General features: G+C 72.2%; 13 protein-coding genes. 5 read left to right on the top strand and 8 right to left on the bottom strand.

Annotated features, from left to right (window positions below; all coding sequences use genetic code 11):
• Nucleotides 1–746: 746 nt before the first annotated feature.
• Nucleotides 747–1,232: a hypothetical protein gene (locus tag I5Q34_RS24930; protein WP_199894649.1), complete on the top strand. Its 486-nt coding sequence runs from the start codon at nucleotides 747–749 to the stop codon at nucleotides 1,230–1,232.
• Nucleotides 1,233–1,276: 44 nt separating this feature from the next.
• Here the strand turns inward: I5Q34_RS24930 and I5Q34_RS24925 are convergent, their stop codons facing one another.
• The 8 genes from I5Q34_RS24925 to I5Q34_RS24890 form a co-directional block, all read right to left on the bottom strand.
• The gene (locus tag I5Q34_RS24925; RefSeq protein WP_199894648.1) at nucleotides 1,277–1,699 is read right to left on the bottom strand and encodes a cysteine/serine endopeptidase inhibitor; all 423 of its coding nucleotides are present in this window, start codon (nucleotides 1,697–1,699) and stop codon (nucleotides 1,277–1,279) included.
• A 59-nt stretch (nucleotides 1,700–1,758) separates the two neighbouring features.
• A complete protein-coding gene (locus I5Q34_RS24920) occupies nucleotides 1,759–2,166 on the bottom strand; it encodes a hypothetical protein (protein WP_199894647.1) in 408 nt (135 codons plus the stop codon).
• A gap of 191 nt (nucleotides 2,167–2,357) precedes the next feature.
• Nucleotides 2,358–3,572 (bottom strand): MFS transporter, encoded by a 1,215-nt coding sequence (locus tag I5Q34_RS24915; RefSeq protein WP_199894646.1) that lies wholly within the window; start codon nucleotides 3,570–3,572, stop codon nucleotides 2,358–2,360.
• Between the two features lie 30 nt (nucleotides 3,573–3,602).
• Complete coding sequence (locus tag I5Q34_RS24910) at nucleotides 3,603–4,196, bottom strand: AAA family ATPase (protein WP_199894645.1); 594 nt, start codon at nucleotides 4,194–4,196, stop codon at nucleotides 3,603–3,605.
• Between the two features lie 100 nt (nucleotides 4,197–4,296).
• Nucleotides 4,297–5,019, bottom strand: coding sequence for a deoxynucleoside kinase (locus tag I5Q34_RS24905; protein ID WP_199894644.1), 723 nt, complete (start codon nucleotides 5,017–5,019; stop codon nucleotides 4,297–4,299).
• 51 nt (nucleotides 5,020–5,070) lie between these two features.
• Nucleotides 5,071–5,922 (bottom strand): hypothetical protein, encoded by an 852-nt coding sequence (locus tag I5Q34_RS24900; protein WP_199894643.1) that lies wholly within the window; start codon nucleotides 5,920–5,922, stop codon nucleotides 5,071–5,073.
• Nucleotides 5,923–5,952: 30 nt separating this feature from the next.
• Complete coding sequence (locus I5Q34_RS24895; protein ID WP_199894642.1) at nucleotides 5,953–6,621, bottom strand: phytanoyl-CoA dioxygenase family protein; 669 nt, start codon at nucleotides 6,619–6,621, stop codon at nucleotides 5,953–5,955.
• A gap of 27 nt (nucleotides 6,622–6,648) precedes the next feature.
• Complete coding sequence (locus I5Q34_RS24890; RefSeq protein ID WP_199894641.1) at nucleotides 6,649–7,311, bottom strand: TylF/MycF/NovP-related O-methyltransferase; 663 nt, start codon at nucleotides 7,309–7,311, stop codon at nucleotides 6,649–6,651.
• A gap of 390 nt (nucleotides 7,312–7,701) precedes the next feature.
• On the opposite strand from I5Q34_RS24890, the gene I5Q34_RS24885 reads away from it, so the two are divergent.
• From I5Q34_RS24885 to I5Q34_RS24870, 4 genes are all read left to right on the top strand, one after another.
• Entirely contained in the window at nucleotides 7,702–9,591 is a 1,890-nt protein-coding gene (locus I5Q34_RS24885; protein ID WP_199894640.1) for a radical SAM/SPASM domain-containing protein, read from the top strand.
• A gap of 129 nt (nucleotides 9,592–9,720) precedes the next feature.
• Complete coding sequence (locus tag I5Q34_RS24880) at nucleotides 9,721–9,867, top strand: hypothetical protein (RefSeq protein WP_199894639.1); 147 nt, start codon at nucleotides 9,721–9,723, stop codon at nucleotides 9,865–9,867.
• A gap of 74 nt (nucleotides 9,868–9,941) precedes the next feature.
• The gene (locus I5Q34_RS24875) at nucleotides 9,942–10,853 is read left to right on the top strand and encodes an HEXXH motif-containing putative peptide modification protein (protein WP_199894638.1); all 912 of its coding nucleotides are present in this window, start codon (nucleotides 9,942–9,944) and stop codon (nucleotides 10,851–10,853) included.
• Nucleotides 10,850–12,175: a serine hydrolase gene (locus I5Q34_RS24870; protein WP_199894637.1), complete on the top strand. Its 1,326-nt coding sequence runs from the start codon at nucleotides 10,850–10,852 to the stop codon at nucleotides 12,173–12,175. The genes I5Q34_RS24875 and I5Q34_RS24870 overlap by 4 nt, the downstream gene beginning before the upstream one ends.
• Nucleotides 12,176–12,187: the final 12 nt, after the last annotated feature.

Raw genomic sequence — 12,187 nt, 5'->3', positions numbered from 1 at the left:
CGCCGGCCCGGCCGGCACGCTCCACAGCGGCCGCCCGCCGAACTCCGAGGCCCACACCACCCCGGACGGCCCCGGCCACAGGGTGTAGAGCCGGGACCGCTCCTCCGCCACGCGCAGGCCCACCGTGCCGCGGTTCGCGGTGACGCCGAGCCGGTCGAGGTCGAACGCCTGCACCACGCCGCTCCGGTTGAGCCGGAGCACCCGCAGGACGTACTGGTCGACGGCGTAGAAGTCACCGGACGCGCCCGCCTCGATCGCCGAGGGCGCGGCGAAGCCCACAGCGTCGTTGTCGGTGAACTCGTCGATGTGCCCCAGCAGGTTGAACCCGGCGTCCCAGAAGGCGACCCGGGGGTGGATGTGCGCCTCCGCGGTCGCGATCACCCCCGCGGCGTTGGCCGCGATGGCGAGCACCGCGTACCCGACCTCCCCGGCCCTCGGCGCCGAGCCGTCAATGCCGACCCGCAGCACACGGCCGTCTCCCGGGCTCTGCCCGGAATCGGCCAGACAGACCTGCCCGTCCCGGCCGAGGCCCAGGCCCAGCCGGGCGTTGGCCACATCGAACTTCGGATCGTGCCGGGAAACGATTTGTTCCAGAGTCTTCACGATGGCACCTTCATTTCCCGAAAGGCCCGATGTGGCGGCTTTCAGGTTCCCAGCAGGGGAGGGGCCGGGGCAAGGGCCGGGCGGTCAGCGCCTGTGCCGGGGCAGGAGCTGCGCTCGGGGCGGGGGCAGGCGAGAATGACGCGATGCCGGATGTGCTGTGGGACGACGTGAAGGACTACTTCGGCCCGGAGACGGAAGGGTGTCTGCCCGACGTCTTCGTCCAGGGGACGAACGCCGGCGACTGCCAGGCGTTCCTCGGCCTGATCCCCGCCCGGGGCTGGTGGAGCGAGTACTCCGAGGGCGGCGTCGTCATGCCGCTGCCGGGCGCCGGGCAGGTGCTGTCGCGGCCGTCCGACGCCGAGTGCCCCCAGCTGCGGGTCCGGCCGGTACCGGGCATGGAGGCGATCTTCCGCTTCCTGCCGGACGAGGAGATCGACTTCGACGTGGACCTGCGCGAGCTCCGGGGCCAGGAACGGCTCGACCTGCTCTGCGACTTCCTGCGCACGATCGGGAGCCACCTGGGCAAGCCGGTGGTGATGACGCCCGAGGGCATGTACAACAGGGCGATCCTCGGCTACGACGTGGAGGCCGGCCGTGTGGTGTTCCTGGCCGGCCGGCGGATCGCCTGACACGGTCGCCCCAGGCTCGGGCCCAGGCCCGGGGCGACCACGGGTCAACGGACGAACTTCCAGGTGATTCCGTTGAGTACGCCGACCGACGTCGGGGCGAGCTTCTTGAAGGCCGCCTCGCTGAGGTCGATGTGGTCCGCGCTGCAGGACGGGCACTTGTCCTTCACTGGCACTCTGATGGTCCGGCCGTTGTAGCTGACCTCGACGGATACGCCGCCGCAGAGCGGGTCGTCGTTGGGGTTGGCGGACGTCCACCACGCCGCCGACACCGCGACCAGGTCCTCGGCGGCCGGGTCGACGTAGGTGCCGCAGGCGCCGTAGCCCCTGTCGTTGTAGTAGGTCGCCTTGCCGTTGACCGGCTGGCCGATCGGGACGTCGGCGGAGGCCGGTCCGGCGCCGAGGGCGATGCCGGTGACGGCGGCGGCCAGGGCGCAGGCGGAGGGCTTGAGGCGACGCGATCCACGCATGGGTCCTCCTGGACGAGGTGGTGGGGGGACGGGACGGCTGTCAGGCGGTCACCGCCCGCTCACCACCGGAGGACCGGGCTCTGGACGTAGTCGTACGGCTGGTCGCCGCCGCGCCAGTAGACGCGGAGCTCGCTCTTGTACGCGTGGCCCGAGGACGGGTCGGTCAGGTTCCAGTAGCCGTCGAACTGGGCGCAGGAACCGTTGAAGTGCCGCTCGACCCAGCCGGTCGTGTCGTCGATCGCCACCAGCTCGACCCGGCAGTTCGGATCGGCGTTGGCGAAACGCCCGTGCACCTCGAACTTGACGGTCCCGCCGTCCTGCGTGACGCACGCCTGCTTCCAGGTCTCCCCGGCGCAGCCGCCGCCGCTGGCGGCCGAGGCGCTTCCGGCGGTGAGCGTGAGCGCCGAGCCGGCCATGGCCAGGGCCCCGAGGCCGAGGGCCGCGCGCCGCATGAGTGCCGATGCCATTGTTGTGCTCCCTTCGCGGTCGGTCGGGAGCACTTTCCCGTGGTCCGTTCACCGCGCGATAAACGCGGGATCAGGAGGAGCTGTGAGGCACCTGGTCCCTGCTGATGGCCCGGGCGGTGTCCAGGAGTCGGCGGCCCGGTGCGGCCAGGCGGGGAGCGAGGCCGGAGCCGGAGCGCCGCGGGAAGCGGGAGTCAGCGCATGGCCGGCGCGGGCTCCCGCACGTGGTTGGCGCAGGCGAGGAGCAGGAACAGCCCCGTGAGGGCGAACAGGGGGGCCAGCGGGCCCCGCCAGTCGGCCATGGCCCCGGCTCCCATGGTGAAGAGCCAGGTCAGGCTGCGCGCCGCCGTCATGGCCGTCATCGAGATCCGTCCCGTCAGTGATTCCGGGACCGTTCCGACCAGGTGGTTCATGAACGAGACGTTCACCGCGGGAGTGAGGAACAGGGCGGCGGCGTAGGCGAGTCCGGTGACGGGCGCGTCGGCGGGCACGGCCATGGCGGTCGCACCGGCGACCAGCATCCAGGAGGCCGCCTTGAGCAGTTGCGCGCCGGTCATCCGGGCCGTCAGCCATTCGCAGGCCAGCGCTCCCAGGACCGCCCCCGCCGATCCGACGCCCTGCGCGGTGCCCACCGACGCCGCCGATGCGCCGCGGTCGTGGCAGAGAACGACGAGCAGCAGCCCCAGCCCGGCGAACGCCCCGTTGACGAGGGCGAACCACACCACCATGTAGCGCAGGCAGGGGCTGTCGCAGACGTAACGCAGCCCCGCCAGGGGGCGGTTGCGCGGTGCGCGGTCGTGGGCAGGTGCGAGGGGGACGCGAAGGACGAGGGCCGCGACCGTCATGCCCACGAAGGAGGCGGCCGCGGCGAGGAAGGGCGCCGCGGGGGACCAGGCGGACAACAGGCCGCCCAGCGGCGGGCCGACCAGCTGCGCGGCCGTCTTGCGCGCCTGTTCCCGGGAGAGCGCGGACCGGTGCTGGGCCCCGGGCACGATCCTGCGCAGGAGGGGCAACTCGGCGGCCGTGTGGACGGAGTAGCCCAGGCCCTCCGCGGCCGCTGCCGCCATCAGGAGGCTCAGGCGGGCGTGTCCCGACGACTCCGCGAGGAGGATCGAGGCAGCCGCCAGCAACTGGACTGCGGAGGCGAGCAGCAGCAGTGGCCGCCGGGGGCAGAGGTCCACCAGCATTCCGGCGGGCGACGAGCCGGCGAACTTCGCCATCGCCGCGGCACCGGCGACAAGACCGGCCCGGGCCGCCGAGCCGCTGGTCTCGAGGACGAGCAGCGGCAGCGCCACGGTCAGCAGACAGCTGCCGATGCTGGACGCCACCGCCCCCGACCACCACACCTGGTAGTCACGGTTGCGCCGGAGGGGCCGCTCCGGCGCCGTGCAGCATGTCCCGGACGTCAACTGACCACCTGCCAGGGGACGATCACGGCGTCAGCAGGCGCGCAGACGCGGTACGAGGGCCGCGGCGACGCGCCGCGCGCGCTCGTCCGGTTCCAGCTCGGAGGAGTCGACAACAAGGTCGAAGCCGCCCTCCTGGGCGCACACGTCGTAGTGACCCCTGCTGAGACCGCGGAACCTCTCCGGGAACCGCTCCGCCTCCCTGGCCTCCAGAACCGTCAGCGGAGCGTGCACCCGCACCCACAGCACGCGGTGCCCCGCCAGGGCGGCGCGCCAGGCCGGCACGACCGAGGCGTCGATCGGCATCTCGTCGACGATGACGTTGTTGCCCTCCTCCAGCAGGGCGACGACGGCGTGGCGCATGCCGGCCAGCAGCCGCGCGCCCACGGGCCCGTAATCGATCCGCAGCCGCACCCGGCCGTCGGCCTCGGTGGTGCGGACGTAGGAGAACCCCTCGGCGCTCTTCTCGCCCTCGCTGGTCCAGCGGAACGGGAGGGTGCCGAAGAACGTGTCCAGCCCGAGGACGAGGAACGGCTCCGGAAGGATCTTCTGCAGCTCCGCCGCCGTGGCGCTCTTGCCCGCCCCGGAGGTCCCCACGAGCACGATCGCCTGACCTGGTCCGTGCATGCCGGTGCTTCCCTTCTGTCGCGTCCGCGGCCCCGCGGACGGGGAGGCCCCGCGAGCAGGGAGGCCCCGCGGACGGAGAGGGAAGGATAGCGTCCGGTGATCAGTCGGCCAGGCCGAGCGCGACGAACGCGCGCCCCGCGATGTCGTCCGCCGGGTCCGTGTACGACGTGCCGTCGGCGGCGATCGCGGGCCGGTGGCGGAGGACGGGCGGAAGACCCTCCACGCTCTTCCCCCAGAGCACCGATTCGTAGGTTTCCGCCAGTTCCCGCATGTGCCGGGGGTTCTCGTGCGGTTTGCGCTGCCGCTCGCGCCCGGCGAGGTTGGCCAGCGCGGTCTCCGGCGGGACGTCCACGTGGATCACGAGATCGGGCAGGTACACCCCGTGGCGGCGGTAGAGGGCGAAGGTCTCCGCGGCGGGGATGCCGTCCAGGGCCTGGAGGTACACGATGTCACTGACCAGGGAACGGTCGCCGATGACCGGGACCTCCTGGAGCACCCGCGCCAGGATGTGCTCGCCCTGGGTCCTGCGGTCGTCGAGATACGCCAGTTGGATGCGCTCGGGTGGGTGTGCGCGACGACGTTCCTTGACGTCCAGGATGACGCGCGCGGCACCGGGGGACTGCCAGGAGTGCTGGCCGATGGTGTAGACGTTCATGCCCAGGGCCCAGAAGGACTTCTCCAGGCTGTTCCTGAGCGTCGACTTGCCCGCCCCGTTGAGCCCTTCCAGGGCGACATAGGGGAACCGCCGGCCTTCCGCGAAGCGTGCCCCGCCGTCGGCACCGGTACGGGCGGGCGTCCGCCTGCCCGACAGCGTTCGCCGCATGTTCTCCGCCTTTCACCGCTTCTCTCCACAGCGACCTGCTACAGCGACCCGCTACAGCGACCTGAGCCCGTCGAAGGGGGAATCGAGACAGAACCGCACCCGGTCCCACAGGGGATAGGACAGCGACAGCAATTCGTTGACGACGGAACCCTGCACGCCGCCGGGCAGGTTCTCCCGCAGCACCGAGGGAGGGGGCAGCGCGTCGGCGGCCTCCGCCATCAGCACCGCGGCCTCCTGCCGCTGTCCGTCCGTGAAACCGGGCTCTTCGCACACCCTGCGGCAGAACTCGTGGCGCACGGAGGCGGCGAAGACGCCGTGTGCCCAGTCCGGGGGCGGCAGGGCGGAGGCGTCCGCGTCTCCGTGTGCCCGGCGGTGGGCGTCGTACCACTGGGCGAGGAGTTCGCGGGCCGTGGACGCCAGGAGGCCCGCCGCGCGGGAGACGGGCTCACCGCGCGGGACGGCGGCGGTGAACGGCGTCCGGCTCTCCGGCACTTCCTTCGTTTCCGGGGCGGAGCGGATGACGCCGATCGCCAGTTCGCAGAGGTATCCGCTGTGCGTCCGCCGGATCAGGTCGAAGGCTTCGTCCTCCGGGTCGCCCCCGGCCACGGCGGTCACCCGGGACAGAAAGGTCCGGGAGGTGGAGACCAGCGAGGGCAGGGGCCGCGGGGCCGACGGGCCGAGGCGCGCGGCGCCGAGCCGTAGCGCCCGGTCGCGGTTGACGTCGGGGTCGTGCCGGTCGCCGCCGTACAGCCGTTCCAGCTCGGGGTCGATCCAGAGGGAATGCGCCCAGGTCACGCGACCCGCGACACCACGGGAGCGACGGGCGTTGCGCTCGGCCACGGGCCGGGTCAGCCGGTCACCGCGGAAGTCCTGGGAGGGGAAATAGGGAAAGGCGGTCGCCACGGGTTCTCCGCACCTCCGGGGTCGGGTGGCTCAGGAACCGAGGAATCCGATGAACTTGCCGGTTCTGCCGGACGTCACCGGCTCGGTGCCGTGGACGAGTTGGGTTCCCCAGCACAGCGCGTCGCCCGCCCGGCAGGTGACGCGCCAGCGGGTGCGCCGCATGGCGGCGAACCACGGGCTGTGCAGGGTCGCGTTCTCCTTGACGCTGCCGTCCTCGTTCCACAGCGATCCTCCGCCTCCGGTCTCGACGAAGAACTCACCACCGGAATCCGCCTCGCTCAGGACGATCCCTATGGCCGCCACCTTGGGCCGTTCCGGGGCTATCTCGTTGAACGGGTAGTCGATGTGCGGCGTGACGTACTGGCCGGCTCCGTATTCGACGTACAGCCAGTCCATGGAGCGCCGCGCGCTGGGAAAGACCCTGCGCAATTCGTCCATTCGACGGTCGACGGCGCTGTCGAGCAACTCCGTGATGTCCACGGGAAGTTCGTCGTATTCGATCCTGCCGCGCGGCTCGTACACCTCCTTGACCCGTGCCAGGTCCTCGCCCGCGAGCGAGTGCACCGACCGCTTCCGGCCCGTGACGTCGAATGCGGCACCGTTCCCCAACTCCTGGGCGATGCGGGCGCTCAGATGGGCGATGTGCTCGGGGCCGAGGAGTTCCTCGACGCTTCCGATCTTCACGGAGTCGTGCAGCATGTCCGCGTCCTCTCCTCGCCCGCGGCCTCAGTCCGAGGGTTTGCGGAACTCGGCGAAGGCCAGGTCGCCGACGCCGACCAGTACGCGGCGGCTCGCCGGGACGTCGGCGAAGAAGTCGTCGCACGCCTTCTTCACCCCGGGCAGACCGTCCCAGGCCCGGGGGCTGAGCTCCCGGTCGCAGTAGTCGTCCACCAGGAGGGAGCCGCCGGCGGACAGCCGGGGCCAGACGTGCGCGAGGCCGGTGCGGATCGATTCGTAGAAGTCGCCGTCGAGGTAGGCGAAGGCCACGCGGTCCGGCAGGTGCCGCGGCAGCGTCTCCTCGAACCAGCCCGCGTGCACCCGGGGCGGCCGCAGGTTCCAGCGCTCGAAGGTGGCCAGGACGTCCGCCTCGGTCGCCCTGCAGTCGCCCTGCTTGAGGTAGCGGTCCGCCTCCGAGGGGGCCGGAAGGCCGTCGAACGAGTCGTAGAGGTGAAGCGTGCGGTCCGCGCCCTCGGCCTCCAGGACCATTTCCAGCAGAACGCTGGTGCGCCCGGCATTGCATCCCAGCTCCACCACGTCGCCCGGTGTTCCCGAACGCACCACGGAACACAGCGCCCAGTAGAGATTCGTGAGCCGGTCCAGGTCCGACATGTTCGGGTTCTCGGCCGCGAGATCGTAGATCACCGAGTTGGAAACGGACAGGCGCGCCATGGAGTTTCCCCTCACGACCGGTGTCGTCGGCTCGATCCTCAGCAGCGTAGGCGCGGTATCCGGCGAGCGGAAGAGGGCCTCGCGGCCTCCTCGTCAACGGGCCCGGCGAAAACGCCTGTTCTCTGTCCAGTGAACCGTCCGGCGCGAAACCGCCATGATCCGGCCCTTGCCGCCTGCGGTGACGAGGCCGGCCAGGGGCCACGGTTGTCCGGAACGCTCACTGACGGAATATCTACATGGTGCCTACATTGATCTAGGGTCGGCCCGTCCTGTACCCACGGATCACCTTTGTGGATCTCACCCCCCAAGGGCTGCCTGATCACCGGCAGTTCCGTGACCTTTCCCGGACCGGCGCGCACCGCTTCTCCCAGCCGTGCAGGGAGGCGAACGATGGACCACGCCACCACTCGCGACGAGAAGATCGAGCGGATGTACCGCAGCCTCGTACCGGAGGACAGTACGAACGCCGTGTCCGTCATCATGAAATTGCGCGGCGAGACCTGTGACATCGACTGCCTCTACTGCTACGAGAAACGCAAGGAGGCGCCGGGGGGAGCCCGTATAGGACCGGGCCAAGTACGCGACCTCGCCCGGATCTTCCACGGCCGGCCGCTGGCCGTCGAACTCCACGGCGGCGAGCCGCTCACCGTGGGCAGGGAACAGATGGCGGACATCCTGACGGAACTGGCCCGCCAGCCCTCGGTCGTCCGGGTGAACCTGCAGACCAATGGCGTCCTGCTGGACGACGCCTGGCTCGACCTCTTCGACGAGCTCTGCCCGGGCATCCGGATCGGCGTCTCCCTGGACGGGGACGCCCGGGGCAACGCCTGGCGGGTGGGCTACGACGGCGAGCCGGTCTATCCCCGGGTGGCCGCCGCCCTGCGCCTGCTGGCCGAACGCGGCCGCCGCGCCGGGGTGATCGCCGCGGTCACCCCGGCCGTACTGGGGCGGGCCGAGGCCGTCCTGGACCACATCGCCGGCTTCGGATCGGTGGACTCGGTGAGCTTCGTACCGTGCTTCGACTCCGCGGTCCGGCGCGGCACCGCGTCCGCGGGACGCCGCACGGCCGCAAGCCGGCTGCTGCAACAGGCCAACGTCGCCGGGGACAAGGCGCCGAACTGGGCGATCCGCCCCTCCGAGTACGCGGACTTCGTCCTGGCGGCGGCCGCCCACTGGATCTCCGCGGGCCACTTCTCCCGCCTGAAACTCGAACCGGTCGTGTCCGCCATCCGCCGGCTGAAGGGGCTGGACACCGGCTTCTGCCACTTCTCCGACCTGAAGTGCGACCACGTCTTCACCCTCTACCCGGACGGCCGCCTCGGCAGCTGCGACGAACTCCCCTGGCCCCAGGCGCGATTGACGCTCCTGCACGAGACCCGCGACCAGCACGCCGTGGCCGGGGCCCAGCGCTCCTCCCGCCTGCTCCAGCAGGGCAGATCCCTCATGGAGCGCTGCACGACCTGCGACTACCGGGACACCTGCGGCGGCGGCTGCGTGGCCACACGATGGCGCTACGACCTGGCGGGGGGCCAGGACGCCTACTGCGACCACCGCATGCGCCTGGTCGACGGCATCGCGGCCCTGCTCGCCCAGCCCTCCGCTCCCCGGGGCGCCCGGTGCCGCACCCTGCGGTGGCGCCCGCGCCGGCCCAACTCCATGGCGGACGTCGAGGGCTTCCTCGCCCGCTGGCACGATCCCCGCATGCCCCGCCCGGACGTCCGGTTGCGCGTCGGCGAGCACGGGAACATCAACACCGCCGGCCTTCCCGGGGTCCACGAGGCCGACGACCTCGATCCGCACCACCCGCTGTGGGAGCAGGCGATCGAACCGGGCGCCAAGCCCCTGGTGGCCGCCTGCACCCGGCAGTGGGGCTGCGTGACGTACGACAGCTGCGCAGGGCACGCGTACGAGGGCACCACTCTCGCCCCCGTGCCGCGCAGGGTCGGCCTGCTGCCCCGCGACCGCCACGAGTACGCCGCCGTCGCCGCCGCGCTGTGCCGGGTGGTCCACGCGGTCACGCCCCTCCTCCCGCCGACGGTCGAGGCGGTGGCCGGCCGGGCCGACCTGACCTGCGAGAAGAGCGGCCGTACGGTCCCGGTGCTCGACCTGGTCCTGCGCCCGGTGCCCGGGACGTCCATGGACCGCTACTTCGCCGAACTGGACGCCGCGACGGCGTCGTTGGCCGAAGCACTGGCCGCCGAGAGCCCGGACGCGGACGAGCCCTGCGCCTGCGTGACGTCGCCCGGGGGAAGCCGTCGGGCGACGGCAGTCGTGCCATGACGCCCCGGACCACGGCGCGCGCTCCCACCGCACGCCGGGCCAGAGCCCCGCCGGGCGGGGGCCGCGACCACCACATCCACCGCTCCCTCCGCACCCGGACGAATCCGCACCCGGACGAAAGGCAAGGGCATGGGCACCAACGACCGCATCACGGACTTCCTGTCGGCCGTCGACGAACTGCGCGCGGGCGACGAGACGGTGCGCAGCACCGCGCACACCTCCAGCGTCTCCGCCGAGGGCTGGCCGGCCACCGAGGAGGCGCGGCCGGAGTCCTGACCGACACGCACGGCACACCCCGGGGCCGGGCCGCCGCACCGCGACCCGGTCCCGGCTTTCCCGGGAGGTCTGCCATGCAACCGCTGTCCCGCATCTTCGACTTCGCACCCGTTCACGCCCTGCACCACGACCGCACCCGCCGGCTGCGCGAGATCGTCAACCCCGACGCGCCTCCCGCGGAGAAGTACGACGCCCGCCAGTACGCGTTGTCCCACCACGTCTTCGAGGGCGCCGAGGCCGCCGCCCGGGCCGGGGACACCGGGACGTTCGACTGGTACCGGTCCCACGCGGACGCGGGTGTCGAGCGCCTCGGCGCCCGGGCGAGCGGCGGCCCGCCGGCCGTCCTCGCTCCCGGTGTGGGCGGGCTCGTCCGCTCGCCGGCGTCGGAGACCCCGTACTACGTCCTGGGACCGCGCACGCCCGCCGCCGCGCCGGAACTGCGGGACCTCGCGGCGAGGGCCGCGGCGTCCGCCGCCGACGCCGACACGGGCCTGGGCGAACTCGTCGCCGACCACGCCGTGGTGGTCTGCCTGCTGCGGCACAAGCGCCTCGGCGAGACCCTGGACAGCTGGTCCATCACCCGGCTTCCGGGGACCGTCTTCTGCGATTACACCGACGAACCCGCCGTCCTGGCCCGTGACCTCGTCCACGAGGCCGGACACAGCTGGCTGAACGACGCGCTGACCGCGGTCCACGCGAAGATCGACGACGAGGCCCGGTTCTACTCGCCGTGGAAGGACGCCGCCCGTCCGGCCTACGGATTCCTCCACGCCTGCTGGGCCTTCCCGCTGATGATGCTCTACACCTCGGCCGTTCTGGAACGCCGGAGCGGGGACGTCCGCCGTTTCCTCGGCGCCTACCTGGACGAACAGCGCGGCCTGTTGGCCCCCACCGCCGACGACCACGCCCAGGCGCTGGCCCTCGTCCCCGACGCCGGGCTGCGGGAACGTCTGCGCGCCGTCCATCGGGAGGCCCTCGCCCTGTGAACCACGACGCGCCACCGCCGAAGCCGGGCCTCGCGGTCCTCGTCCAGCAGCCCGGAGCACCCGACGCGCGCGTGCACCACGGCCTCGCGAACCTGGAGCTGTCCGCACCCATCGGGCCCGGCACCACCTTCAACGCCGGCTCCCTCGGGAAACAGATCACCGCTCATCTCGTCGTCCTCGCCGCCCGTCAGGGGCTGCTCGGCCTCGACCGGCCGGTGTCCGCGTTCCTGCCGCGCTTCCGGCTCACCTCCGTCACCGTCGCCGACCTCGTCCGGCACCAAGGCGGCGTGCGCGACGCCGAGTCGCTCCTCTCCCTCGCCGGCCTGCGCGACCTCGACCACTACACGTCCCACGACCTGCTGGAACTCGCCTTCCGCCAGACGCGCCGCTGCACGGAACCGGGCCGGTTCCTCTACAGCAACACCGGCTACCTCCTGCTCGCCGCCGTCCTGCGCACCGTCCACGGCACGGACCTCACGGAACTCGCCGGGCGACAGGTCTTCGCACCACTGGAGATGACATCGGCCCGGTTCGTCCCCGACCCCCTGCGGGTCGTGCCGGGCGCGGCGAGCAGTTACGCCCCGACCCCCGACGGCTGGGTGCGCTGCCAGCGGCCGGTGGCCCTGCCCGGCCCCGGAACCCTCTGGTGCTCCACCACGGACCTGGGACGCTGGCTGACCCACCTGTGGGAGACCTGGCCGACGGCGCGCCGACTCGTCCACGACCAGGACATCCCCTACTGCCCCAGCGACCACCCGCCCCACCTCTACGGCCCGGGCCTGTACGCGGACCCGCGCCGACCGGGCGACGAAGCCGTCTTCCACTACGGGCACGAGCAGGGATTCTCCGCGGCGGCGCTGCTCTTCCGGTCCGGACTGCGCGTCGTCTGTCTGAGCAACCACGCCGCCGTCCACGCCGGCCACGTCGCCGACAGGATCATCAAGGAGTTCAGGAGCGCCGGCTGCCAACTCGACGCGCTGCAACGCATCGTCGAGGGAGCCCGGGCAGCCGGCGCCGACGGGAAGCCGCCACAACCCGGGCCGGACCACCGGTCCGACCACACCGCCCTGGGCACGTACACCTGCGCAGACGTCCCGGGCGCCCTCCGGCTGACCGTGGCGGACGGCCGGCTGTTCCTCTGGCGCCGTGGCACGAGCGACCTCCTCGTCCCCGACGGCCCCGCCACTTTCCACGCGAACGGACTCCGCCTCGTCGCACCGCACCCCGTGGACCCCACGACGCTCCGCCCCGGGCACCCCGAACACTTCACCCTCCACCTCGACCGCGCCCCCGACCTGCGCTACCACCGGACCACGAGCTGAGGAGACCCCACG

The organism is Streptomyces sp. AV19 (genome assembly GCF_015999245.1).
In the GTDB taxonomy this organism is placed as follows: Bacteria; Actinomycetota; Actinomycetes; order Streptomycetales; family Streptomycetaceae; genus Streptomyces.
Note: the sequence above shows the minus strand (reverse complement) of the source record. Positions and strands in the feature narration are given on the sequence as shown.